Annotated in this window: 24 protein-coding genes and 1 pseudogene; 1 reads left to right on the top strand and 24 read right to left on the bottom strand. The window is 31.3% G+C overall.

Annotated elements, in window-relative coordinates; genetic code table 11:
* Nucleotides 1–8: 8 nt before the first annotated feature.
* Nucleotides 9–350 carry a T9SS type A sorting domain-containing protein gene (locus ACM55F_RS15805; RefSeq protein ID WP_416854797.1) on the bottom strand — a complete coding sequence of 114 codons (342 nt, stop codon included), beginning with the start codon at nucleotides 348–350 and terminating at the stop codon, nucleotides 9–11.
* A gap of 555 nt (nucleotides 351–905) precedes the next feature.
* Between ACM55F_RS15805 and ACM55F_RS15800 the strand changes: the two are divergent.
* Nucleotides 906–1004, top strand: a pseudogene (locus tag ACM55F_RS15800) (IS3 family transposase); the annotation flags it as partial.
* A 127-nt stretch (nucleotides 1005–1131) separates the two neighbouring features.
* Here ACM55F_RS15800 and ACM55F_RS15795 read toward each other — a convergent pair.
* From ACM55F_RS15795 to ACM55F_RS15685, 23 genes are all read right to left on the bottom strand, one after another.
* A complete protein-coding gene (locus tag ACM55F_RS15795; RefSeq protein ID WP_416854810.1) occupies nucleotides 1132–1947 on the bottom strand; it encodes a DUF3667 domain-containing protein in 816 nt (271 codons plus the stop codon).
* A gap of 145 nt (nucleotides 1948–2092) precedes the next feature.
* A complete protein-coding gene (locus ACM55F_RS15790; RefSeq protein ID WP_416854796.1) occupies nucleotides 2093–3655 on the bottom strand; it encodes an ABC transporter permease in 1563 nt (520 codons plus the stop codon).
* A gap of 5 nt (nucleotides 3656–3660) precedes the next feature.
* On the bottom strand, nucleotides 3661–4521 hold the full coding sequence (locus ACM55F_RS15785) for an ABC transporter ATP-binding protein (RefSeq protein WP_416854795.1): 861 nt from the start codon (nucleotides 4519–4521) through the stop codon (nucleotides 3661–3663).
* A gap of 120 nt (nucleotides 4522–4641) precedes the next feature.
* Nucleotides 4642–5079 carry an SRPBCC family protein gene (locus ACM55F_RS15780; RefSeq protein WP_416854794.1) on the bottom strand — a complete coding sequence of 146 codons (438 nt, stop codon included), beginning with the start codon at nucleotides 5077–5079 and terminating at the stop codon, nucleotides 4642–4644.
* Nucleotides 5080–5099: 20 nt separating this feature from the next.
* Nucleotides 5100–5987 (bottom strand): CPBP family intramembrane glutamic endopeptidase, encoded by an 888-nt coding sequence (locus ACM55F_RS15775; protein WP_416854793.1) that lies wholly within the window; start codon nucleotides 5985–5987, stop codon nucleotides 5100–5102.
* 469 nt (nucleotides 5988–6456) lie between these two features.
* Nucleotides 6457–7272 (bottom strand): carboxypeptidase-like regulatory domain-containing protein, encoded by an 816-nt coding sequence (locus ACM55F_RS15770; RefSeq protein WP_416854792.1) that lies wholly within the window; start codon nucleotides 7270–7272, stop codon nucleotides 6457–6459.
* Between the two features lie 180 nt (nucleotides 7273–7452).
* Nucleotides 7453–8574 carry a GDSL-type esterase/lipase family protein gene (locus ACM55F_RS15765; protein ID WP_416854791.1) on the bottom strand — a complete coding sequence of 374 codons (1122 nt, stop codon included), beginning with the start codon at nucleotides 8572–8574 and terminating at the stop codon, nucleotides 7453–7455.
* 16 nt (nucleotides 8575–8590) lie between these two features.
* Nucleotides 8591–9415, bottom strand: coding sequence for a DUF4249 domain-containing protein (locus ACM55F_RS15760; protein ID WP_416854790.1), 825 nt, complete (start codon nucleotides 9413–9415; stop codon nucleotides 8591–8593).
* A 21-nt stretch (nucleotides 9416–9436) separates the two neighbouring features.
* On the bottom strand, nucleotides 9437–11818 hold the full coding sequence (locus tag ACM55F_RS15755) for a TonB-dependent receptor (protein WP_416854789.1): 2382 nt from the start codon (nucleotides 11816–11818) through the stop codon (nucleotides 9437–9439).
* A gap of 74 nt (nucleotides 11819–11892) precedes the next feature.
* Complete coding sequence (locus tag ACM55F_RS15750) at nucleotides 11893–13320, bottom strand: C1 family peptidase (protein ID WP_416854788.1); 1428 nt, start codon at nucleotides 13318–13320, stop codon at nucleotides 11893–11895.
* A gap of 342 nt (nucleotides 13321–13662) precedes the next feature.
* Nucleotides 13663–14055: a DoxX family protein gene (locus ACM55F_RS15745; protein ID WP_416854787.1), complete on the bottom strand. Its 393-nt coding sequence runs from the start codon at nucleotides 14053–14055 to the stop codon at nucleotides 13663–13665.
* Between the two features lie 446 nt (nucleotides 14056–14501).
* Nucleotides 14502–15680: a DJ-1/PfpI family protein gene (locus tag ACM55F_RS15740; RefSeq protein WP_416854786.1), complete on the bottom strand. Its 1179-nt coding sequence runs from the start codon at nucleotides 15678–15680 to the stop codon at nucleotides 14502–14504.
* A 733-nt stretch (nucleotides 15681–16413) separates the two neighbouring features.
* Nucleotides 16414–16908, bottom strand: coding sequence for a GNAT family N-acetyltransferase (locus ACM55F_RS15735; protein WP_416854785.1), 495 nt, complete (start codon nucleotides 16906–16908; stop codon nucleotides 16414–16416).
* Between the two features lie 106 nt (nucleotides 16909–17014).
* The gene (locus tag ACM55F_RS15730) at nucleotides 17015–17584 is read right to left on the bottom strand and encodes a cysteine hydrolase family protein (protein ID WP_416854784.1); all 570 of its coding nucleotides are present in this window, start codon (nucleotides 17582–17584) and stop codon (nucleotides 17015–17017) included.
* Nucleotides 17585–17680: 96 nt separating this feature from the next.
* Nucleotides 17681–18478, bottom strand: a complete 798-nt coding sequence (locus ACM55F_RS15725; protein WP_416854782.1) for an MBL fold metallo-hydrolase — start codon at nucleotides 18476–18478, stop codon at nucleotides 17681–17683.
* 70 nt (nucleotides 18479–18548) lie between these two features.
* On the bottom strand, nucleotides 18549–19112 hold the full coding sequence (locus ACM55F_RS15720; RefSeq protein WP_416854781.1) for a Crp/Fnr family transcriptional regulator: 564 nt from the start codon (nucleotides 19110–19112) through the stop codon (nucleotides 18549–18551).
* Between the two features lie 436 nt (nucleotides 19113–19548).
* On the bottom strand, nucleotides 19549–20676 hold the full coding sequence (locus ACM55F_RS15715) for an acyltransferase family protein (RefSeq protein WP_416854780.1): 1128 nt from the start codon (nucleotides 20674–20676) through the stop codon (nucleotides 19549–19551).
* 98 nt (nucleotides 20677–20774) lie between these two features.
* The gene (locus ACM55F_RS15710) at nucleotides 20775–21704 is read right to left on the bottom strand and encodes a GlxA family transcriptional regulator (RefSeq protein ID WP_416854779.1); all 930 of its coding nucleotides are present in this window, start codon (nucleotides 21702–21704) and stop codon (nucleotides 20775–20777) included.
* A 399-nt stretch (nucleotides 21705–22103) separates the two neighbouring features.
* Nucleotides 22104–22505: a DUF6010 family protein gene (locus ACM55F_RS15705; protein ID WP_416854778.1), complete on the bottom strand. Its 402-nt coding sequence runs from the start codon at nucleotides 22503–22505 to the stop codon at nucleotides 22104–22106.
* 51 nt (nucleotides 22506–22556) lie between these two features.
* Nucleotides 22557–22994 carry a DUF2147 domain-containing protein gene (locus tag ACM55F_RS15700; RefSeq protein WP_416854777.1) on the bottom strand — a complete coding sequence of 146 codons (438 nt, stop codon included), beginning with the start codon at nucleotides 22992–22994 and terminating at the stop codon, nucleotides 22557–22559.
* A gap of 407 nt (nucleotides 22995–23401) precedes the next feature.
* Nucleotides 23402–24097, bottom strand: a complete 696-nt coding sequence (locus ACM55F_RS15695; RefSeq protein ID WP_416854775.1) for a LytR/AlgR family response regulator transcription factor — start codon at nucleotides 24095–24097, stop codon at nucleotides 23402–23404.
* On the bottom strand, nucleotides 24090–25157 hold the full coding sequence (locus tag ACM55F_RS15690; RefSeq protein WP_416854774.1) for a sensor histidine kinase: 1068 nt from the start codon (nucleotides 25155–25157) through the stop codon (nucleotides 24090–24092). Before ACM55F_RS15690 ends, ACM55F_RS15695 begins: the two co-directional genes overlap by 8 nt.
* Before the next feature lie 260 nt (nucleotides 25158–25417).
* On the bottom strand, nucleotides 25418–26845 hold the full coding sequence (locus tag ACM55F_RS15685; RefSeq protein WP_416854773.1) for a C1 family peptidase: 1428 nt from the start codon (nucleotides 26843–26845) through the stop codon (nucleotides 25418–25420).
* Nucleotides 26846–26884: the final 39 nt, after the last annotated feature.

The raw sequence follows: 26884 nt of genomic DNA, 5'->3' as shown, positions 1-26884 counted from the left end.
GGATTTTATTACTCTATCAGTATTTTTTGAATTCTGGTGCTTATAGTATTTGTTGTTTTGAGGAAATAAATTCCTTTATTTAAATTAGGTACTCGCACTGTTACCAAATTGTCATGATTGTTTAATTGAGAATAAACCACCTGACCATCTAAATTAACAATCACAACATCAAATGGTAAAGCTTCCTTAGATCTTATGTTTAATTCCGTGCCCGATTTTACAGGATTTGGGTAAACAATAAAATTTTCTTTTGATGAAATATTTTTAGAAGTATCAGTATTTAGAGTTGAAGTTAAATTTTTAGATTTTTTAGAAGAAAGTGTTGTTGTAGATGCTGCACTGCTTTTCACACGACTCTTTTATAAAAATGGGTTCTATATAAGGAATTTCTAGTAAATACAAGAGTTAAAGGGGACCCCTGAGATACAAATTTCAAACCATTTTCTTCAGGATTTGAAGAAATTGGCATATTTTTAAAATTGTAATTTAAGATAAATTTTAAAAATATGACAGAAAACGGTTTAATGTCCTGTTGAGGTCAAAATATTAATAAAGGCACATTTCGTCGTAAAATTCAATTTTTGCATGAACAGCGATCAGAATAAGATCCTTTATTAAATGAATTAATTTGTTTAAGAATTCTATTCTAATAAGAATTTAAATTAAATAAATATTTATAGAAAATGCACATCATAATTTAGGGAGGTACAATTGTCTCAATTAAAAGCTAATTAATGATACAGGAAATAACAACCCAGCGTTTATGAATATTTACAGATTTGGACAGAGGTATTCGATATGCCAGTAAAAAGTTTGTGAATGTTCTTGATTCCTATAAAAAAATAACCCGCAGTATTAGTTATAAATGAAATTGCAAGGATAATGCTTTAGCTGAAAGCTTCTTTAAATCTTTGAAAAATGAGTTAATTTATGAGAACAAACTGATTTCTAAAGAACAAATAAAATTAGAAATCTTTGGATACATTGAAATTTGGCACAACTGAAAAAGAAGACATTCTGCTTTGAATTAGAAGAGCATTAAAGAATTTAATAATCAAATTAATTGCAAAAATCTAGCTTAACTTAATATACAGTTTTTTATTTGCATCCATTATTAAGTTATATTAAAAGTTAGATCATACTACCCAAGATTAAAAAAATAAACAAACAGAACAAACATAAAACATATACAAAAGACAAGATAAAAGTTTTAAATATAGTTTTGGGCCAGCTACCTTCAAAGACATTTTTTAATGAAATTCCCAAATAAACAAAAATCAGTATAAAAAACGGTATTAGTAAATAAACAAAATTAATATTAAATAGTCTTTCAATAAGCAGCAAAATTCCCATTAATCCAAATATAAATATATGATAGAATATAGAAAAAATTAAAAATTCAGAATAATAATACTCTTTTCGAAAATAAAATAATTTTAAAATTAATGCAAAAAAAGGCATGAACATAAAAAACGAATAAGAAGCGTATTTCACGAATTTTTTATACAATTCAGAAATTTTTAAATCACCAGTTTGCAGTTTTATAAAAGAATTTACAATTCTGGTGTTGAACCAATCAGTTTTTATATTACTTGATTTTAAAATAGTATTTATTTCTGAATTAGTAAGGTTTTTTACATGTCGTAATTTTGTAAAAGTTAACGAATCAATTTCGGTTTTACTATATAGATTGATTCCGTTGGTTTTTACCACCATAATCTGTTTTCGAAAAGTTTCATTATTTTCTTCAATGGTGTGGTTAAACAAAAATGATACAATTAATAGAAAAATAAAAGTTGTAAAAACATACATTCTAATTGGCGGTACATAATGCGCTCGTTTGTTGGAATTGTAGTTTTTGATTACTATTCCAGGTTTCAAAACCAAATCTCTTAGGGTATTCAAAAATTTGGTATCAAAATGGGTTAGTGATTCCAATGTTTCCATCACAAAATGCTTTATAGGCAATTTATGTGTATGGTTTTCTTGTCCGCAATATGGGCAAAAATTATGGTTTATATCGGCAAATACCTCATTACAATTTGGGCAACAAGTAGATTTAACTCTTTTTTTATTTCTTGACATAAAAAAATTATTGATTTTTTATTTCGTGATTTCGAAATAAAAATGATGTTGTTAAAAGTAAAAATAAAACGATGAGCATACTAATTAAATATTGAAAATCTTGATGGAATCCACCAAAATAATCTACATAAGTAACTCCATTAATGATAGCATAAGTTAAAGCAAAAAATAAAATTTCAAACAATCGCCTTCCACCAGAAATCATTCCGCTAAAAACGGCAAATGATACTAAAAATAGACTTCCAAGTAGTATTGCAATTGTTGCAATGAAATTTGCATCAATTAGTTGTCTAATCAGTATTGGCAGAGCTAAGAACGTTGCAAGTAAAAACCCTGCAACAATTTGAGATGTTAATAATCGTTGCAAAGGTTTGAACGACGAGTAAATATAATTACTGGTTCCGAAAAATTTTTCTTTAGTTGACAAATCTGCCCAACGATTGATTTGTAAAAACCATAAAAAAGGTAAAGTAGTTTGATAGGCTTCATTCATTGGTAGTAAAAACAAAGCAATCATTCCTCCAAAATTAACGAGCCAAAACCATTTTGGCCCCTTACGAATAAGCATTAGAAATTCAGTTTTTATGATTGGAAAAATTCCAAATTGTGGATTTATTTTCGGTAATTTTGATAATCTAATCTCTCTTGGTTCTGTTTTAATTTCATCAAAGATTAAATCAGAACTTTTCTTTCTAGATAAAACAATAGTTTTAGAATCGAATCTATTGAAGATTTTTGATGTTATAAAAAGTAATCCTAAACCAATTCCAATCCAGATTATTCGACTTAAAATATAGAAAAAGGACCAAGTTGAACCTAGGAAATCGAAATATTGCTTTTTATAATTATCGCTAAATAAATATCCAGCTGAAACTTCATAAGAATTGCTTGGATTAATTGAATTCACTACCGCAACCATTTGATTGGTTAAATATTTGATTCCTAAAGGATCGATATATATCAAAACAGGATTATTTCCTGAATTTGTATTTGCAACTACGAATCCGAACAATATGAAAAACACAACATTAAGTAAATTGGTTTTATTTTCAAAAATCACTTCAAATACAATTGCTATAACCGAAACCAAAAATATACTCGGAATAGTGGCTAATAAATAGGGAATGAAAAACTGAATGAAATCGAAACTTCCGCTTTCACCTCTGAAAAAAAATAATCCTAAAGCCATTAAAATAATGATTAATATAATGGTCAATAAAACACAAAAATTACTCATTGCTTTGGCTAATAAATACTGAAAATTACTAATTGAAGTTGTAGCAATTATTTGACCAACGCCCGTTTCTTTATCCCGTCTAATGCTGTCATTGACCAAATAAAAGCCGATAAGCCACAAGAAAGTACTTGCCATAATTGCGGTAACGTGACCAATCCATGCTGAATTATTTTTACCAATAAAATTATTAACCCGCACGGTTGTATAGTTAGCATCGTAACTTGGAATAAAAGTGTAAGCTACATAAACGCTGACCAATAAAGTGACTAGAAAAACGTAGCTTCGGGAGCGTTGTTGATAATCGGCTTTGGTTATATTTTTATAGAAACTCATTTTATTTATTTTTTAGTTTGATACAAATAAGCATCTTCTAAAGTTGCATTGCAAAGCATTGTATCTGGCAGTTTTTCGTTTGCAATAAATCGAATTAAAATTTTGTCTTTTTTTCGAATTGTATTTAAAATCAAATGGTTTACTTTGAATGTATTCAAATCATTGTTATCAATTTCGATTTCAAAAACTTTATTTTTTAATGTATCTATAATTTCTTGTTGATAGCCAAGTGAAATAAGTTTTCCATGTTGCATTATTGCCACTTTATCGGCAATAGTTTCAATATCAGAAACAATATGAGATGACAGAATAATGATAGCGTCATTTGCCAGATCAGAAATTAGATTTCTAAAACGTACCCTTTCTTCGGGATCGAGACCAACTGTTGGCTCATCAAAGATTAGAATTTTGGGATCATTGAGTAAAACTTGTGCAATACCAACTCGCTGTTTCATTCCTCCAGAATAAGTTCCTATTGGTTTTTTTGCAGCCTCCATTAAGTTGACACCTTCAAGTAATTGTGAGATTCTGGTTTTTAAATTGGGGCCCCCAATTCCTTTCATCGCTCCAATATATTCCAGAAATTCGAAAGCATTTAAGTTCGGATAGACGCCAAAATCTTGCGGTAAATAACCTAGGATTTCCCTAATTCGGTTTGGGTTTTTGGTAATGTCTACACCGTTGAGCAAAATTTGCCCACTTGTTGGATTAGAAATGGTTGCAATAATCTTCATTAAAGTAGATTTTCCTGCACCATTTGGTCCGAGTAAACCCAAAATTCCATTTTCAATATTGATAGAAAAATTTTGTAATCCAAATTTACTTTTACTGTATTGTTTGGAAATGTTTTTTATTTCAAGTTTCATTTTATTTTCTATTTTGATATTAAAATATGGATTGTTTTCATTTTCCAGGAGGTCGTTGGCATCACTCAAAATACAAAATAACCTTTAACCCACATTGTAAACTGCCACAATCAGTAGTGTTTATTTCCTTTCAGCCAATTCTTTTAATTTGTAGTTCATTTCTTCAAACCCTTTTTTTGTATTATTGTCTAATTGTTTTTTGAAAAGAGGTACAAGTATTCCTTTAAATTTTTCACTTTGTATAAATTTTGTTGTTCCGTTTCCGTTGTCAATAAGTTCAAATTTATGTTCTCCGTCGAAAAGACCTGAAAACAAAAAATGGCCTAACCAACTCATTTCTTTGTTGGTCTCAAATGTTAGGATTCTTGGTTTAAAAGTCATTCCTTTTGATTTTGGCGGTTCAATTCTTACAGTAATATTATTTCCGATTTTTACTTCTCCTTTTATTGATTTTATAAAGGGGTTCCAATTTGGATAATTGTCAAAGTTTATAAGAACTGCCCAAACTTTATCTAATGTTGTATTAATTGAGATTTCTGTTTTGATTTCTTTTTCCATGTTGTGTTTAAAAAAATGATTTAAATATTTTTTGTGTAGTTTATTACAGCTCTTTCTTTCCAATAGGGATATATCAATTTATTTCTACTTAGAATCATTAAGAGGATAGATGCCAGCAAACAAAAAACAATTGCTTGTATTGTTCCTTCTGGACCAAATTCTCCGCCTGTAATTAATTGACTACCTGTGATTCTTGTAGTTAATAAACTAGATGTTTTTTCATTACCAGAGGTAATTGCGCCAAAAATCCCTGATTGCATAAAATTCCATGCAAAATGTATGGCAATTGGAAACCAAAGATTTCTAGCATAAATATAAGCAGCACCCATTAAAAAGCCGGCCTCAATACCAACACATACTCCAGACATTAGGGTGCTATTTGGATTAGCTAAGTGCAATCCTCCAAAAATAATTGCAGTAATTAATAAAGAAATGTAGCTTCCTAATTTTTCTTCCACAATTCGAAAAATAATACCTCGGATTAAAATTTCTTCAAAAATGGCAACCGAAAAAGCCACCGTAAATGGAATAATGATATTGGAAATAGGATTAATAGCAACTATTTCAAAACCGCCATTAATCATAATCACCAATATCGTAAGACTTTGCAATAGTACTCCTATTCCTATTCCAATTACAACATATTTAGCGATTCCTTTACCTGAAAATTCCGTTATTGCTCTCTTTTCATATTTTCTAAAAAAGTAGATGTAAGCTCCAATTACTGCCGCTGAGGAAAGGATGCCTTTAATCAGGTTTCTGAGATTTTTATCAGCAACAGTTAAATCAAGTAATTTTCCTGTTAGTTGTTGAGCTAGAATAAAAGCAATAAAACAGACTATCAGACCGAGTAGAATTCTAGTTAAAGGAGCGTTTAAAATTCTTTGTTTGGTGGTAATTGTTTCCATAAGTTTTAAATTAAGATGGTTATTATAAATTATATGAATTTTAGAGTTAATTTTATCATTGTCATTTAATTATGATTTCTACTTAAGTTATTGAATGGTATAATTCGTAACATCTGCTTCGCTTACTCTGAAATAGCCAAGAGGAAAATTGTCAATATTCGTTTCGTTTTTTATATTTATTCAGCAAAGATATTTCAAGATGTAAATGCAGGATAGGACAAAAATGAAGTTGAGTAGCACTTCTTTGAAGTTCTTTAATTTATAATTTGAAAGTTCTGGGACGGTTCCTTCTTTGTATTTTCCAAAAAAAATAGATAAAGGTAAAAAAAGTGACTGCTGTTGATGAAATTATTCTCTTAATCAGGCTTCTATGATTTTTATCTAATGAAATTAATTTAAGCACAAAACCGACTTTTAGAAAGTACTAAAACCCACATTTTGGAAAATCGTTCTTGATAGATGCCTTTTTTTAGTATCTCACATCTACATTAAATCCAAGGCTTACGGTTGCTGTTTTTTTCCATTCGCTAAAGCTGGTTTGTCTATGATAAATTTTATTTCCAAATAAACCTCCTGAAAAGTTCAAGCCTCCTTTACCAAGTTCTTTAACATATTCAATTGTAATTATTACATCTTGATTAACAACTATATTATATTTAGTTAAATCAATTGAGACTTTGCCTTTTTTTATATCTGTTGAAAAATAAATATTTTCAGAAAGTAAATTTTCGTAAGGCATATCATTCTTTATAGAATATATATTTAATCTAAAAAAAAGAGAATCATATTTACACGATGTAATAAAAAAGTTAAATGAGTCAATATATGTTGGCTTATCTTTTATTTTTATTTTGATGCCTACTTCACTACCTAAAGAATTGTTCTTAAAACCAGCTGCTATTAGCGAAGAAGTGGTTTTATTACCTACATTATCTTTTTTTAGTTTTTTAGAAGTTACAACTACTTCTTCAAGTTGTTGATAATTTTCTTCTAATATTATTTGTTTTTTTGTGTTTATTAAACTAATAAAATCCTTAATAGTGTATTCTTTAACTTTGTAGCTAATATTTGATATAATAATTTTTGAGTCTTGATTTAAAGTTGGTAAAATCAAACTGAAATTGCCGTTTTCGTCTGATACTGTCCCAATATCTTGACCTTTAACGCCAATATTTGTATATTGAATAGGAACATTTAAACTATCCACGATTTTCCCATTAATACTTTGAGAATATACAGAAGAAATAAAAAATATGAAAATTGGAATAAAAAATAATTTACTCATAGCTATTTTTTTTGGATTATAGAGGTTTTAATTGTTGTTAGTCAGATAGTTTCGATTTGGTGGTTTTCCAAAGTGAGAAAGTTTAATTTTGAAATTTATTTTATAATATTCAATTTTTTTGTGGAATTCACAACATTTATTTTTAGTTTTTACACTCAGGTCAAAATTTTTAATAAATAGTTACAAGTTTATCTGCAAATAGTGTTTTGATTTAAGTATTTTAATCCAAGTTTGATACCCTAAACCGTTGAGATGCAGTCCGTCCGAATCTGCATACACAAGATTTAGATTGTTCTTTTTGTCTTTGAATATTGTACTTAGATCGATATATGTAAATTTGATTCTTTTGGCTTCTCGTTGCAATTGTAGATTTACTAAACTTACAACATTGTTTTTATTGAAAGCATCAGGATAATTATTTTTTACATTATCATTTGTTGGTAAAATACTATAAACATAAACTTTTGTTTTGGGGGATTTTTCTTTTAATATTTTAACAATTGAAGTTATATTGCTGACAATAATTTCAACAGGAATGTTTTGTGATATGTCATTTATTCCGATTTCAATGAATATTTTTTTTGGTTGGAGATTAATTATGTCTTCTAAACGATTTATAACTCCAAAAGTATTGTCTCCTGCGATGCCCCGATTAATTATTGAAGTATCATTTAGAAGTTTTTGCCAATCACCAAATTCAGTTAGGCTGTTTCCTAAAAAAATAATTTTTCCTTTAACTATGGGCTCAATTTTAAATAGTGTCAATCTTTTTTGGTGGTGTTCTCTTGCATATTGAATAGTGTCATAAACGGTATTTTGTCCGACTACAATAGTCGTTGTCAAAGTAAAAAATAGAATAAATACAAGTCTTTTCATTTTTATATTTTTAAAACACTTAATAATCATTCCTTTTTTTTCTTCTTCTTTAGTATCTGAAATCATTAACGATACTAAAACACAAATAAGCAAAAAACTAAACTCCATTCCGTTTCTACCGCGACCTACTACAAACCATCCTTCTTTAAAATGTTCAAATACAATCCCTATTGTAAGTATGAATATAAATAGTACTGAAAATGGTTTAATACATTTATTAAATAAAAATGCAATAGAACCTACAACTTGAGATAAAACAATTATCCAAGCAAGAGCAACCCCAAAGGGTGCAAAACCAATTTTGTTTAAAAGGAAATTACCAAAGTCGTTAACATCATTTTTGGTAAAAATACCGTGCAGACTATGCGATAGAAAAATTGTAGCTAAAGCGATACGAAGAATAAGTGTCTTGTTTAAATTTTTCATAGTTTTATTTTTAAAATTAGTTTATTGTATAATCTGATTTTGATACTTCGCTTATTCTGAAATAGCCAAGAGGATAGTTGTCAAAATTCGTTTCGTTTTTTATATTTCCTTTCACGGTTGCCGGTGGAGATTGAAACGGGCCACCACCAGAACTACCAGCCACGCTTAATAAAATATTCATATAATTAAAATAGGATTTTGAAATACCATAGTGGGTAATTTCAACCTGATCGCCGGGTTTGGTATCCTCTTCTAGCACTAAACTAAAGAAGGTGTTTCCCTGAAAAAAGAGATCGTCATCTATGGAGTATTCCGGTTTTAGGTTATTTGAGAATTTGTATTTATAGAGATAATAATTATCAACATCTGCTGGATCATTGAAAAAAGTTTTTATTTTTAGGAAGTCGTTTCCTAAACCCGATTGATTTTCTTGCGTTACCGAAGTTATTGAAGCTACAGATTTCAGGGTTTCAGTAGCTGTATAGGTTTGTCCGTGATTGATTACCGTTAAAGTGTAGCTTTGGTCAATTACCGGAACAAAATTTCCGCATACATAAACTCCAGTATTGGGAGTTTCAATAAAATTGAAAACACTATTCGAGCTATTTTTAATAAAAACTGTGGCACCTGAAACCACAGGGATTACATTGGTATAAAAATCAGTGGTTGTGGTCAGTTTTACGACTTGGTTATTTCCTGTTGTTCCTTTTTGCCAATTTATCGAGGCATCAATTATTAATCTGGGGTTGTCGGTGTTTAAAGGAATGTCAACCACATCAGTACAACTGTTAAAAAATGCAGCTGTAAATAATACGAGTATTAGATTTATTTTATTTTTCATTTGTTCTTTATTTAATAGTGATTAAAATTTAAAGTTATAACTGACCGCGGGAACTATACCAAATATGGAGGTTCGCAAAGCTTCATTGTTTCCAGTATCTGCATTTTGCTTAAAATTTATTGAAGCAGCATTTTGTCGGTTGTACACGTTGTAGATACTGAATACCCATTCTGATTTCCAACTCCGTTTATCATTATTATGAGGTGTTAAGGTTGCAGAAATATCTAAATGGTGGTAAACTGGTAACCTGTTTTCGTTTCTCAATCCATAACTTGGAACTACAATGTCCTGATAGGTATATTGACCGTTTGGATAGGTTACGGGTTGACCAGATTGGAGAATGAAATTTGCACCAAAACTCCATTTTTTATTTAAACTATAAGAACTGGTAACAGCGAGGTTGTGTAATTTGTCGTAAGCAGAACTGTACCATTTTCCATTGTTGATTCCAATCTCGGAACTGTTTCTTCCCGGAGTTTGTTGCTCAGATTTTGATAAAGTATAGGAAATCCAGCCGGTAAATTTACCTTCGTTTTTGCGCAACATCAGTTCTAAACCATAGGAACGCATACGACCGTTTAGGATTACTTGTTCAATAGCATCGTTTGCAATCAAATCGGCGCCATCTATGTAGTCAATCCTGTTTTGGATTTTTTTATAGAAGGTTTCCACTTCAAGAGAATAGTTATCATCGCTGAAATTCCTGAAATACCCTAAAGCAACTTGATCAGCAATTTGTGGTTTGATAAAATTGTCACTTGGCATCCAAACATCCAATGGAGTTGGCGATGACGTATTTGAAATTAATTGTAAATACTGAACCATTCTATTGTAACTAGCTTTTAGAGATTGATTTTTATCCAATTCATAAGCTGCAGCAAAACGAGGCTCTAAATAATTATAGCTTTGAATTACTTTGTTAGTGTCGTAAAATTTGCTTCCTGTTGGAGTTGCTTTTTCGTAAATCTGTGCTTCTTGATTAAAAGTTACTGGTTCATTATTGGCATAACTGTTTATATTCGATTTTCCTAGTCTGTAAAACAGGCTGTATCGTAAACCGTAGGATAGCGAGATTTTCTCCGAAATTTCTTGAATTGCATCGACATATAGGGCAGGTTCAAAAGCATATTTTTTATCCAATTGGGTATAATTGATTCCTGAATTTGGATTTGTTGGAATCACCGTACCAGGATTGAAATCATAATATATGCTGTTTACTCCAAAATTTAATTTGAATTTGTCTGAAATATAATTCTTGAAATCATATTTTATATTGTAATTTTTAATTCCGGAATCCCATTTGAAATCCGCTAAATCCAAGCCCAGTCCAAAGTAATAATCGCTATATATTAGGGATAGATTAGAAAATAATTTATCACTGTACAAATGATTCCAACGCAAGTTAATAATGGCATTACCATAAGTATTAGTGAAACTTTTGTCCAGACTGACAACATCTCGTCCAAAATATCCGGATAAGTATACATTATTGTTTGGGTTCAGTTTATAAGACAATTTCGTATTCAAATCATAAAAATAGGCTGCATTGTCTTTCTGTTTATCAGACAATTTTAAAAATAAATGGGCATAAGAAGCACGACCGCCAATAAGGAAAGAACCTTTATCTTTCACGATGGGACCTTCGGCCAATAATCTACTTGAAATTAAGCCAATACCACCATTCATATGAAAACCTGTGCTGCTCCCGTCTTTCTGGTAAATATCCAAAACCGAAGAAACTCTTCCGCCATATCTCGCTGGAATACCGCCTTTGTACAACTTTAAATCCTTGATAGCATCAGGATTAAAAACAGAGAAAAAGCCAAAAACATGCGAGGAGCTAAAAATAGTGGCTTCGTCAAGTAAAATTAAATTCTGGTCTGCACCACCGCCTCGGACATTAAAACCTGACGCACCTTCTCCTGCATTTGTAACGCCTGGAAGCAGTAATATAGATTTCAAAACATCAACTTCTCCCAAAACTACTGGCATTTTTTTGATTGTTGCTATAGAAAGTTTGTTGACGCTCATTTCAGGTCTTCTGATATTGGTTTTTCGGCTTTCCGTAATCACGACTTCCTGTAACTGTTCATCAATGGAGGTAAGTTGGAAGCTTTTTTTGATGTTTTTAGACAGAATAATGGTTTCGGTAGCCGTTTGGAAACTAACATAACTCACTTGGACTTCATAATTGCCTTTAGGAATCGTTATGGAATAAAAACCATATTCGTTAGTGGTTGTCCCCGTTTTCAATTCAGGGAAATAAACATTGACACCAATTAAACTTTCGTTGCTTTTGGAATCAGTTACTGTTCCACTAAGGGTGTACTTCTCCTGGGAATACATACTGCTAATAAAAAGCAGCAGTAATAATGTTAGATAAGTAATAATTTTTGTATTCATAATTTTGATTTTTTTATTAGATTATTTTGATCCTAATTTTGAGGTTATTTTTAAGATTGTACTTGCTGTACCCATTAAAGATTTTTGCCAACTTTCTTCATTATTGCTTTTGGAATGGCATTTTTGTGTACCATTACAGAAATTGTTTTTATCTGTAAATATTCTTTCGACATATAGAGATACCCACCACAATCATTATTATCAGCGGAGTTTTTAAGGATATAAAAGGAATTGCCATATTCATTTTCTGCAAGACCAATAATATGCATATTGTGTATGTCTTCGGTGGTGCGATTATCAAAAGCGGCCTGTCTTATGGGTTGTGTAATGATTTTAGGATTATCCAATAATGCAAAGCCATTTTTAAATCCTTCATAAATATCACCATCCCAGCAAACGGAATAATTATTCAATAAGGCTTGGTCAATTACAGATAGGAAATCATCGATTGGCAGATTCAAATACTGATTATTATTCCAATTGGCTTCAATTTCTAAATTAAACTTGGAGTAAAAAGGGTGATGGGTGTAGGATGTAATTTCCACATAATCATCAGTATTAATTCCAATCATTTCAGTTGCAAACGACTTTGGAGTAAATTGTTTTCCATCGTAAACAAAGGTTTCAGGAACCTTGCCCAAGGTTTGAGTCAAAATAGCATCCATATCTTTACGGTAAAGCTCGGGAGTTAAATCACCGTGGGAGTTTTTATAAAATTTAACCTTTTCCAACAGAGTAGCATTCATTTCAGAATGATCGTGTTTTACATCGGAATCCAATTTTCCAGAATAGATACTTTCAGGAATGGCTCCAAATTCTTTATAGCCTTTCAAAACGCTAAAAGTCAAGTCTCCTTCGCTAAAAAAACTGCTGCCATTTCGTCGAATATAATTTTCGCCTTTATCAATGTAAGTAGGTCTGACAAAAAACATTGGAGAAAGTACAACTGGTTTTTTACCAAGTCTAATGGCTTCTGTTTCAATAAAAGAAGTGGTGGCAAAACTCCAACAATCACCAGTCGCTTGCTGGTCTTTAATGGGTGTGCTTTCAATTAATTTTATGATTTTATATCCAGCAATTTTTGGGTTTAAATTCGTTTTGAGCTTAAATACATAATTGGTTCGGCTCAATTTTAGAGGCGTTTGACCGCCCCACATTCCTTCAATAATAGAATCTCCAGCCTTCAGAACTCCTTTAAAAATTAATGGTGCGGTCTCTGGCCATCCTAATGATTTTCTAGCATCAGCAAACACAGTATCCTTAATCCTCCATACCTTATCAAGTGGAATATTTTTTAATCTTTTATCAGGAAAGTCCATAAAACCCTTTATTGAATTGTTTTTCCATTCCAATCTAAAAAGAACCAATTCCGATAAGGACACGTCTTTTGTAATGGTTTTTCCCATCCAAGAACCTATCAATGGTGTTGAATTTTTATCCTGTGCTTGAATTAGGAACCCAATAAGTAATAGGATAACTAAAATTGATGTTTTTAAATTCATAATAACTTTGATTATAAAATATTTTTGATTTATGATTTTTTTTGCGACTAATGTCAATAGTTATAGAGTGCAAATTCATAGTTGATGAATTACTGTTTTTGGAAAATAAGATGTCAGGTTATGACAAGCGATAAATTTTATTTTGTACTCCTGTCGTTTTATTATTTTAGGATGTTATTTAATTGATTTTTAAATTGATGGCTTTTTAACTATTTCTTCTGCAAAAATAATTTCAGATGCAATCAGCAGGATAGGACAAAAGAGAAGTTAAATAGGACTTATACAAAATTATCTTTTGTTATAAGTAAATAGTATTGAAGTACCCGGGCTAACAGACCCTCTTTATATTGTTACTTTACTCTGATACGATTCCCTTTTAAGTAATAAGAAATAGGTTAGCATTAATATACAAAATACAATTACTGCTTTTATGCAGTCAGCATTGCTATCTATTGCACGTCCAGATATAAAAGCAAATATTACATCAAAAGTAAAACCTGCAATAGCCCATTCTTTTAATCTTTTTAGATTAGGTATTAATAAAGTTATTACTCCCGCAATTTTAGCAATGCCAAGAGTTAAAATAAAGTAGGGTGGATAACCCATTCTTAATGTCTTTGGATAAGTTGACGGGTTTTTGGTTATTTCCATAAAGCCGCTTATGGCAAAAAAGACGGCCAATAGTATTAAAAGTGACCAATATAAATACGTAATTTTTTTGTTTTCTGTTTTCATAATTGTTTTTTTGTTTAAACTGTTACTATTTTTTTACAAAAGTCCAAGAATATAGCTAGCGCTACAATTTTGTTATGCGAACTAGAGGAAGATGCCTGCAAACTAGTGTTTTAAGTCTGCAAGACATCTGTTGAAAAGGGGTGTCAAATTGAATTGTATATGCCCTTTTTTTTGGCTAATAATATTCAACTAGTTACAGCTGGCACACTTACAATCTGAGCCACAGTTACAATCTTCACATTTGCAATTTGGATTGCTGCATTTTTCATTTTCTACATTTAGAGTTTCATTGCTTGTAGTTTCTACTACTTTCATAATTACTTTTTTAAAATTTGTTTAACGATTATTTATTTTTGATTTTTTCCGCTAAGCTCCAAACAGTTCGGCTGCGCCTCGAGTGATGATTAAAACGTATAGTTATTTTTCTAATAAGAAGAAATTATTCTTTAATTGTAATCCAATAACAATTTTGTGATATTTTCGAACTTTTGACCGTATTGCTTCTGGATTCTTTGTAGGCATTGATTGATTATGTATTGATTTTCGGTAGTATTGTATTTTATCAGTGGTATTTCTTTAAATCTTTCCAACTCTGATTTTGAAATAGTATTTGGTAGTAGAATGTGAAGTTCGTCTAACTTCGTATCGTTCAAATCATTTGTAGGGATTATAGTCAAACCATATTTTGATGTAACTGAAACGCCATTTGTCATAACTGTTTCTAAGGCCGATGGAAATGTTCTATGATAAGTGTCCAGGACTGCAGCTAAGTTGAGTTCATTAATACCCTCTTGAAGCAGTATCCCAATTTTTCTATTTTTTCTGAAGATTAATTTGTTAGCAATAGTAAATTTATTGCCAGTTTCAATGGCTAAACTTTTATGTTCTATTTTAATTTCAGCATACGGATAATGAATGTCTTCCATTACTTTTTGAAGTGTTTCTTTCCCAAACATTTCCTTTATAATGGTTAAACTTCCTTCGACTGCATTTGAAACACCAGCTGTACTGTATAAATTATCACTTTTAGTAACCGTTACATTCTGAATCCACAGGGGATTTTTAAAAAGTGTTTTGCTATTTTCAAAGTCTGAAGCGTGAGTGGTAATTAGTTTGCCATCATACAACCCAGTAGCTGAACCCACCAATGAGCCTACGCAGACAGAAAGAATTTTAGTGGTGGTATTGTGTTTTTCTTGAATCCATTTGATTATGGGTGATTTTAGGTCATTAAAAACACTAATTATTGCAGGGATTACGATAACATCGGGCACAATTTTTAAAGAATCCATTTCCGAAAATGTTAAATTCGGATAGATATACAATCCTTTTAGAAGTACGATTGGGCTTTTCGTTTCGGCTACCACATATACATTTGCTTTTTCAGTAGCGTTGAAGAGATAGTAGGGTGCCATCAAGTCAAAAATTTCGGTGCCATTATTATTTGCAACAATAACAATAGTCTTTTTGGATTTATTATAGGGGACAGCTTTTAAATTTTGATTAACTGTACCCTTATAAACCGGTATATTTTCAAATTCGCGAAGGGGTTGGCAACTTGTATAAACTATTGCCGAAAGAATCATTACTGGGGCTATTGCCCAAAATTTCTTTTTAATTTTCATAATTTTATTTTTTATTATTTTGTTAGTGTAACCTATTGAAAATGTTGATTTTATATTGCAAATTTATGGCTGTCACTTTGTTTAGAAATGACAACAAAGCGTCAAAAACGGACATTTTAATTTTGCGTTTTGGTAGGACAAACAATAAAACTTTCCAACTAGTTCAAATAGTTGAATTATCCTTAAGTAGTTAGGAGATTTAATTTCTTTAAATTGTAATTGTTTTTGATGTTTTTAAATGCACTGCAGTGTGTGTGCAATCTAAATCACATTGTGAATTTATTTGTTCATTGTTATATTGACTTGAATAATTTAGCGATTCAATTAGCCTATAGATGATAGATACAAATTCAGTCAACACCAATTGTTGAAAAAATATAACTTATCGTTGAAACCATCCCGAATAAGCTCTTTGGAGATTTAGTTAGACCAGGTATGAAGGCCAAGAGAATAAACATTGTTAGATTTACTAGTGTATCTATACAGTTCAGATTTGTCTTTACTAGAATGAATCTTTATTGGTCTCAAATATAGTTTAAAACTATGCACTTTAGTGCATTTCGCTTTTAACTTCTAAAAAGATCAAACACGAATTCCACTAATTTTACAAATTACCACGAATTAATTTGTGAAAATTAGTGGAATTCGTGTTAAATATTACGTTTTCAGCCGTGCAGACTTTAAGTCTGCCAACAAAATCTATGGACTTTCAGTCCATAGTGGTTTAGTTTTATCAATCAATACCTACACTTTCACTTCTTCGCTCAAAAAGTAGAGAATCCCGCCATATACCATTCATTTTTCCGATTTTATCTCTGTAGCCTACTTTCCGAAATCCTAGTTGTTCGTGTAGTTTTATACTAGGAATATTTTCCGGAAAAATTCCTGCTTGTAAGGTCCAAATGTTTTCTTCTTCACTTTTCAAAATAAGTTTAGCTAATAGTATTGCTCCTATTTTCTGGCCACGATGTTTGTCTGAAACGTAAATACTAACTTCTGCAACACCAGCATAAACACAACGGTCAGAAACAGGTGTTAATGCCGCCCATCCTACAATTTGGTTATTTGAAATGGCAACTATTCTGCAATTTTTTAGATGTCCAACATTCCATTCTTCGTAGGTTGGTTTATCTAGTTGAAAAGTTGCGTTTCCAGTTTGAATACCTTCAAAATATATTCTTGCAACATTTTCCCAATCTTGTGGATTCATTTGTCTTAATTCTACCATTATTTCATTTTTTTATCGTCACACAATTTCTTCGTTAATTACTTTTTTTGGAATTCTGCCAGCCCACTTGCATTTGATGTATGTGGCCTCTTCGCTTTTGTATTTTTTAAATATTTTGTTTTAAAAAGTCTGTCGTAACAATGGTTGCAAATTCTTCATTTAAACTTGCCAATGCTGTTTCGTGTATTAGTTTTGCTGAATAATTCTGTCCATCAACTCCTTTTTTGTTAAAAGTTGCAGTTGCGTCTGAAACAAGAAAAGTGTCATAGCCAAAATTTCCTGCCATTCTAGTAGTTGTCGAAACACAATGGTCGGTAGTCAAGCCTACAATTACAAGTTTAGAAATTTTTTCATTGTCCAGACGTTTCTTTAAGTCAGTCCCGATAAAAGCACTGTTTACGCTCTTTTTAATTATCGGTTCCCCTTCAATTGGTTTTACAATGTCTTTAAATTCATTTCCTGCGTTTGTCACGTTAAGCAAGGAAGTTTCAATTGAAGAACAATGCTTGATATGAAAAACAGGAAGTTTATTTTTTCTCCAAAGCTTTAATAATTCGCCTGCATTATTCTCTGCTTCGGGGTTGTTTCTTTGTCCACCCCAATATTCTAGATTGTCAAAGGCTTTTTGGATGTCAATTAATATTAGTGCTGGTTTGTTTGATTTTGAAATACTCATTTTATATTTTTATTTATGTTGTTTTGACTGTACGTTGGTCGTTATATTGGCGTACCGAGGTTTTGGGTTTTGGGACGTCGAGTATTAATCATTTCATCATACCAATTCAGTTTTAATTCCACTTTTGAGCCATAAAAATTTATCATTTTGCCCCGACTTTTCGATTTCATTTTTTAACGATCTGGCGGTTTGTCTAAAGTGCCACCAACCTTCATAATGAATTGGAATAACAATATTTGGATTTAAAAGTTTTGTAGTTTCAATTGCTTCCTCACCATTCATTGTAACCCTTAAATTTCTTTTTAGGTACGGGAATGCCCCAGCTCCTAAATGTAAGATAGCAATATCCACTTTTTTCTTTTCCGCTAATTGATACACGCCTTCAAATAAAACCGTATCTCCAGAAATATAAATACACCCGTTTTCTTGACCGTCCCATTCAATGGCGAAGCCTAATACTTTACCCATCACTCTGCCTAGTCTTTTAATGTTGGTATGTTGTGCTGGAATAGCTGTAATTTTTAATCCTTTTACTCTTTTATCATTAATTTTGTACTCTTCCCAATTATCTAGTCCGATAGTGTTTTCATTTTTCAAGCGTCTTACAGCATCTTTAGTTGACAAAACAATTGGAACCGTTTTGATAAATTTTTTTCCGTTTCTGTCTAAGTTATCGCTATGATGGTCGTGACTGAGTAATACTAGATCTACTTTACCAATTTCATCGATTGAAAGCGCAGGATCAATATATTTTTTAGAAAAAGCAAGTGGACTACTCACATATTGAGGGAAAAAGCCATCTTTATTATCTAAAGTTGGATCAGTCAAAATTTTGTAGCCATTAATTTCTAATAGAATACACGCCGTATCTATATGTGTGATTGTTACTTTCATAGTATATAATTTACATTAATAATTATTAAGCAAAATTCACTTTAATTGGTCACTTTACAATTGACTTTGGTCAAGTAATTCTTTTGCGAATTCTGCTTAAGGTTTCAGGAACCACACCAAGATATGAGGCAATAAATTTTAAAGGAATTTGAATAATGTATTTTGGTTGCTCCCTTAATAATTCTTCATATCGTTCTTGTGGTGATTTTGTTAGAAGATTTATTTCTCTTTTAACTTTTTTTGACAATAAATATTCGGTGGCTAAACGACCAATTTTTTTTGTGATTTCACAATTTGAATATAAGTTTTGCAAATCTTTATACGATATGGAATATAGTTGAGTATCAGTTAATGCTTCTATATAAATTTGAGTTGCCGACCTATCATAAAATGAATCATAGGCACAGTAGAATGATCTCTGAAAGGCAAAATCTAAGGTAATTTCTTTATCTTTAGCTACGACATAATATCGTACAAGACCTTCATCAACAAAGGACAAGTAGTTTTCAACCTGTCCTTTGTAAAGAATTAATTCATTAGCTTTAAATTGCCGTGTTTTAATACAATTTAAAAATGGAGTTAATTCACATTCAGAAAAACCCATTCTCTTAAAATAAGTGATTAATGATTGCATTTTCTTGTCATTTTTACCAGATTAAGACTATAAATATTTTTCATTAAAAGTAAAAATAAGTCATTGCATTTTTTAAATAAGTTTATCGGCACGATTTTACTTATATTTTGTATTAATGTCGAATTATAGGACCCGATATCAAAAGTGAAAAGCCTATTAGTAAATAGTCAATATGCCCTTTACAAACTTGAAATGCGCTATGGAAGTAAACAATAGCATACTGTCATTGTAATCCTGCCGGATAGTTGAAAACTATATATTCCATTTGACAATTGTATTACCAAAAGCGAAATAAAAAAAGTGGAGATGTGTACGATGAATGGTTTCATAAATTTTAAATTTTAAATCAATGCAAGCCATTCTTTTAAAAAATTCCCGTCAGGATTTCTTTTGCATAGCCTTGTTCAAGGTGTGATATCTTGATTAGCACCCATTTTTATTTGATTTTCATGCCAAATAGGAATCTTGTTATTTTGTAAGGCTTGATTAGAAACACATAAAAACCAATAGAAAGTATTAATGTGACAAAAGTTAAGAAGAGATATTTACTTATTATGTCATCCTGAGTTTGTATGACATAATAAGCAATAATCACAATAAATGTTTGATGCAGAATGTAAAATGGGTAAATTGCCTCATTGGAAAACTGTAGAAATTTATTAGTAAAATTTAAATATTTTTTCCCGTAACCTAGGAATGCAGTAACCCAAAACCAAGCACTAAGGGCTAACAAGAAGATAAATAAAATATTTACAGTACTTATATCCCAGTCTGGTTCCTTATCATTCCATCGCAGGTAGTTAATAAAAAGTGTACTAAAAAATGCAATTTTCAAATTTAGTTTCCTGTTGTTTTCAAGGTTTTTCCAAAAAATGGGGTTAGTTCCAAAAAATGCTCCAAATATGAAGTATAGGAAGTATCTTGTAAATGCTGCCCAATCATCAACAAACGCGTGGGTTTCACCAGGGAATGGGAAATAAAGGAGTGCGGCGATGCTAAGTATCAGACCAAATCCAATCATTCCTATTTTGTTAGAAAATTTAGCTACTATATTAGTTATGACTATTCCTTTAGAGGATTTAAAGAAAAGAATTAGAGGGATTGCAAGCAGGGAATAGACAAATAGATAGGCAATGAACCAAAGGTGATGCCAACTTAGATTGCCCGCTGGGTAAACTGTTGTTGTAAAAATGGAGGGATAAAAATCTAAGTAAGAAGTATACTTTGCCCCTTTATAAATCCTTTCAAAATAGACTTGAGCCGGGACAATCATCAACATGCCGAAAAGCAAAGGAATTAAAAGCCTTTTCGTTCGTTGCCAAATGAAATGTAGTACTGATTTCTGATTAAGAACAAAGACAGTTCCGATACCCGAAATGAAGAAGAGAATAGGCATGCGCCAACGAGAGAGAAAATAATTGCATTCTAAAACCAAATAGCTAGTTTCCTTGTTTTTCAAATGCCAATCCCATTCGGCAATAAAAGGCATTGCACAATGGAACAGATGTAATAGTATAATGGCCATCACTCTGAGCCAATCCAGGTCATAACGTCTTTCATTCATAATTTATTAATTTAATTTATTGCATTATTTGTCTGCGTCCGCTCAGTTTTGCGGAACAATTTTTTTAAGTTTATAAGAGGTTACTTCATGTTTAGATTTTACTTAGTAATATTTTGATTTTTCAAAATCCGTTGCAGTTGCCTTGCCGATTTAAAACCGCATTGTGAGGCAATATATTCAATGGTGTATTCTGGATTGTTGACCAATGTTTTTGCAAATTCTATCCTCAACAGAGTTAGGTATTCGATGATGGTTGTTTCCGTTTTTTCTTTAAAAACTCGGCTAAGATTTCTAGGGCTCATGGCAACAAGATCGGCTAAATCCTCCACACTATTATCTGCAGATAAATGATTAATCATGTAATCTTGGACTTCATGTATTTTTGGATTGATATGATTTCTGTAATCCAGATAAATACTTTTTTGGGTATGATTGTCGTTTCGTCTGTAATAAACTACCAAGCCTCTTGCTACTTTGTGGGTAAAGAAAGCTCCTTTTAGTTCTTCAAGAATAAAAAGTGCTAAATCTATGCCCGAACTGATTCCTGCACTGGTATAAATGTTGTTACTCTTTTTAAAAAGGACATCTGTTAATACTTTTGCTTTGGGAAACTTCAATTGCAATTCTTCAATTCTTCTCCAGTGTGTAGTGCATTCTGTATCATTTAATAAGCCAGCGTATCCTAATGCAAATGCTCCATTACAGACTGAGCATACCAATGCTTTTTTGCCGGACTGTTCTTTTAGCCAATTGAAGAAATCTCTTTCTGCTCTAAAAGCTATAGAATCTACATATTCAAAACTCATTCCCGGCATAAAGATATAATCTCCTTCCTTTATATTGCATTCCGTATAATGTGCCACATTTCCAAAGGTTAAACCAGAATTACAAATGGTTTCAGGAGTGTAGGCATAAAATTCAAGCTCAATTTCAAAATCATAAAACTTAGCTTCGGTAAATACTTGAAGAGGTCCTGCCAGATCTAAAATTTCAACTGCTGGAGGAATTATAAATACTATTTTTTTCATAAAATATACGTTTCAAATTATAGGGTAAAAATAGTTGGTCAATTGTTTTCTCTGCAGGACAATTTTGCGTCAGAAACTGACAAAATGATATGACTATTTTTTGCGGAAATCAATTTATTTCTCCCGATTATAGCTTCATTTACAGTCTGTTAAATTTATAAAAGAAATCCGGACTTTAATCAAGAATTTCACAATAGTACCCTAGTTGCTTTAAATAGATTATGATATACTTGTTGTTAAATTTCTTAGTCGCTTCTATTCTTAGTATTTTGTCACAGTCCTCTAAGTCAAAATTTATTTTAGCCGTTACTAATTTCGATTGAAGTTGATCGACTATTAACCGAGCCTCCTTTTGAAGTTGAACATTTGTTTTAAATATTTCTATCATCTTTTTTTAACTTAACTATGACTTAATCTGATTCTATTATTTCTAATCATTATGATAAGATAAATTCCAACGGTAAAATCAAGCGATGAGCAGAACCAATCATAATGTGGCGGAATTAAGGCTACGTCTTGCCAAAATCCATAAACAATATCCCATAAACCATGTAGAAAATAACCTGCCGCTAAAATGTATAAGTTTTTGGTAATTCCGTAGTAGGCAATAAGAACAAAAGTAATTGCCTGAATCGATGTTATAATAAATGTTGATGTATCAGTCCAAGTAAAGCCAACATACAAAAAACCAATGGCGGATAGTGTCAGTGCATAGATTTTAACTTTTTCAAATTTTTTTAAAAGTTCAAATGTGGCTATTAGCAATAGCCCTACTGAAATTCCTATAAGTGTTGCAGTCATTTTTTTATGATTTTACCGTTTGTTATTCTTGAGTTAAAGATTTTGTTTCTGTTATTTAGTGGCAACACGTTCAAAAATCTCCGTTCGTCCGAAAAGGGATATACCTACAAAGCCTCTTACCTGCAGTTTATTTTCTATTAAACTCATTTTGCAATCGTAGGTCTTGCCACTTTCAGGGTCATAGATTCGACCGCCAGAATATTCCCCATTATTAAATTTGAAATTTGTAAGTAATTCAATCCCTAGAATGTCTCTTTTTTGTAAAGCTCCAATAGGATTTTCACTATCCTTTCCTGGCGATGCTACCCAAATGGATTTACCATAATAAAAAGCTCCTTTTTTATAAATTTCAATTTTTGCATCTTTCTTTGGAGACCAAAAAACACCCAAGATTTTGTCTGATCCATTTAGTTTGATTTGTGCCTTAGCATTTGTTATTTGTAAAATAAAGATTGCTAAGAGCATCATTAATAGTTGTTTCCCGTTCATGATAATTAAATTTAATTTTAATACAGATTTGTTTTTTGTTGAGGCAAAGATAGGCCGACTTATAAACCACTTAAGCGACAACAAAGCGTCATATTAGGACATACACAACAACCTGAAAATTAAAAGCTTATTATAATCTTTATAAGGTGTAGTAATCTAAATCGCTTTCTTAGTGATTACTCGAAGGTTGCTGTATACTGTATAGGAAAACTTCTTTTTTTGGAACATTAACGTGAATTTTTACTGTCAGTTATTGCCATAAAAAAAACTGTTAGTCAGGAATAGTTATTATTGTTGTAGTGGTGACAATCTCTTGATGTGAGCTTAATCTAATTTTATTTTGGCAATATCTTTTCTTGATTTAAAATATTCCATTGCACCATTACTTCAGAGGATTTAATTGATATTTAGATCCTATTGTTTATTATCTTGAAAAAAAGCTCTTTGTACGTTTCAGAAATTGGAATTATCTGATTGGAAACTCTGATTCTCATTCGTTCAATAGAATCTATTTTGTTGATCCCAACCATATAGGATTTATGAACTCTGCAAACCAAATTGGAGGGAATAATTTGTTCTAGTTCACTAAAATTTTGTAGTGTCATAATCTTTTTACTTATCGTATGAATTCTACGGTAGTCTCGCATTCCTTCAATAAATAAAATATCGCTTAAATTTATTTTCTCCAATCGATTTTCTGTTTTCACAAATATAAAATCTTGTTGAGGATTTAAAATGGGTTGAACTATGTTTTCTTGAGCTTTATTTACGGCTTTTAGAAACCGATCAAACGTAAAAGGTTTTAATAAATAATCCGTTACATTGAGTTCATAGCCTTTTATGGCATATTCCTGATAGGCGGTGGTTATAATAACCTGGCTTTCTATTTTTGAACTTTCAAGCAATTCAATTCCAGTTAATTCATCCATATTAATATCTAAAAAAAGCAAATCGACTTTATTCGATTTTAAATACGACAAACCATCTAATGCATTTTCAAAAGTACCACATAAATTCAAAAAAGGTATTTTGCTAACAAAACTCTTGGTTCTCTCCAGTGCCAAGGGCTCATCTTCTATTATAATACAAGAATATCTATCCATTTTTGATTGTTAATTTTACGCTGTAAAGATTAATTTGTTTGTCCAATTCCAATAGATGCTGCTCTGGATATATCAAATGTAGCCGTTTTTGAATAAGATCATTGCCTAAACCATTGCTTTCTTGTATTATTTTTCGATTGGGATCGAACTTGTTTTCACATACAAATTGAATGTTTTCCTCATTAATAAATAGCCGAACAGTAATAGCATTGTCTATTTTTTTATTAGTACTGTGCTTAAATGCATTTTCAATAAATGGAATAAAGACCATTGGTGCTATAGTTATACTGGCTGGATTCCCTATCACCTGGAAACTTACATAATTTGCATTTGCCGTTCTGATTTTTTGCAATTCTATGTATTTCTCTATGTATTCAATCTCTTTTTTAAGCAAGATTTCATCTGTTTTAGTTTCGTAGAGCATAAAACGCAAGATATCAGATAGCTTATTTAAATAATTGGAAGCAACTGTAGCGTCTTTTAAAATCAGCACATCGATGTTATTCAGTGTATTAAACAGAAAATGTGGATCCAACTGGGATTTTATCAACGCCATTTCTGTTTCATGATTTTTTTGTTTCAACTCTTCTTTCAATTTTATTTCTTTAACCCAAGTAATAAAACCTTTAAGGATTAATGCTGCTAAACCAGCTATTGAAGCAATAAAACTCATAAATAGTATTGTTCGGATAGCGGTAGACCGTCCATTTATGCCTCCTTTATCCATATCGGTAAGTTGCCCTGATTCTATTAAATAGCGCATCAGGATATAGGCTATTGTCGATGCAGCAATTGAAATTAATATGCCGAAAAAAAAGGAAAGGAGAAACTTTTTTTGTTGTAGATATTTTGTAAATAGTATTAGATAGCACCCATAAAATGTTAGAAACGATGGGAGGAATGCAAATAAGAAAAGGGATTTGAATGCATTTAAAACTCGTGCTGTCTGATCTATTGCAGGATTACTACTTCTGTAAAAGACGGCTAATAGGATTCCTATTAACAGTAAATAGCAACACCAAAAACCAATATGTAACAAAATAACGATTGATTTTTTCATAACTTCAAATTTAGGGATTTAGAAGAACAATATTCGATGATTTTAAAGGCTTTAGAAAATATATTATTCAAACTGGGGATATTCGTCTGCAAGATTAGGAAAGATTGCTGTAGGTGTTTCCATGAAATAGAATTGCAATAGCATCTATCATTAAAAAAGCCGAAACTAGTTTCGGCTTTTTTATAAAATATTATCCTGTCCTAAAATCAGTGGAACATTTTCTTTTGATGTTATTGTATCAAATGATAATTTAAAAAAAATTAAATATTTCTTTTCACTTTATTCAAGATTGCCTTTGGAATGGAATTTTTGTTGACCATCACCGAAATCGTTTTTAAAAGTAAATATTCTTTGGACATATAAAGATATCCTCCGCAATCCTTCGCATCGCCTGAATTTTTGATAATATAAAATCTATTGCCTTTTTCGTTCTCTGCAATACCAATAATGTGCATATTATGGATATCTTCAGTTGTGCGATTATCAAATGCTGCCTGTCTAATCTGTTGCGTAATCATTTTAGGATCAGCTAAAACTGCGAGACCATCATTAAATCCTTCATATATATCTCCATCCCAGCAAACCGAATAATTATGCATCAGGGCATCATCAATGACGGTACTGAAATCGTCTAATGGAAGATTTAAGTAGTAATTATTATTCCAGTTGGCCTCAATCTCCAAATTAAACTTTGAATAAAAAGGGTGATGATTGAATGAGGTAATTTCCACATAATCATCTGGATTTATTCCAATCATTTCTTTTGCAAAAGATTGAGTGGTAAATTGTTTGCCATCGTAAACAAAAGTATCGGGAACTTTCCCCAAAGTTTGTGTCAGTATTTCATTCATATCTCTTCTGTAAATCTCAGGTGTCAGATCTCCATGTGAGTTTTTATAGTGTTTGGCTTTTTCCAATAGTGCATTATTCATGTCTGCATGATCGTGTTTAGCATCAGAATCCAATTTTCCGGAATAGACGCTTTCCGGAATGGCTCCGAATTCCTTGTATGCTTTCATTACACTAAAAGTTAAATCTCCTTCTCCAAAAAAGGCACTTCCATTCCGTCTTATGTAATTCTCTGCTTTATTGATATATGTGGGTCTAACAAAAAACATAGGTGAAAGCACAACAGGTTTTTTGCCAATTCTCATTGCTTCTGTTTCAATAAAGGAAGTGGTGGCAAAACTCCAGCAATCACCAGTAGCTTGCTGGTCTTTAAGAGGGGTGCTTTCAATTAATTTAATTATTTTATAACCTGCCACTTGGGGGTTTGTATTTGTTTTAAGTTTAAATACGTAGTTAGTTCGGCTTAATTGCAAGGGTGTATTACCACCCCACACACCGACTATCACGGAATCTCCGGGCGTAATTACTCCTTTGAATATTAATGGAGCCGTTTCAGGCCATCCCAATGAATTTCTTGCATCTGCAAATACACTATCCTTCACCCTCCATACTTTATCTAGTGAGATGTCTTTTAATCTTTTTTCCGGAAAATCCATATAGCCTTTGATTGAATTTTTTTTCAACTCAAATCTAAATAGAACTAATTCTGACATTGATAAGTCTTTGGTATTTGTTTTTCCCATCCAGGAACCTTCTAATGAAGTTTGTTTTTTATTCTGCCCATTTATTACCATTCCGGTACAAAATAGGATAACTGAAAGTGAAATTTGAATTTTCATAATAAGGTTGTTTTAAAATATTTTGACAAACTACCCAAT

Source organism: Flavobacterium melibiosi, assembly GCF_048158545.1.
Lineage (GTDB): Bacteria > Bacteroidota > Bacteroidia > Flavobacteriales > Flavobacteriaceae > Flavobacterium > Flavobacterium melibiosi.
Note: the sequence above shows the minus strand (reverse complement) of the source record. Positions and strands in the feature narration are given on the sequence as shown.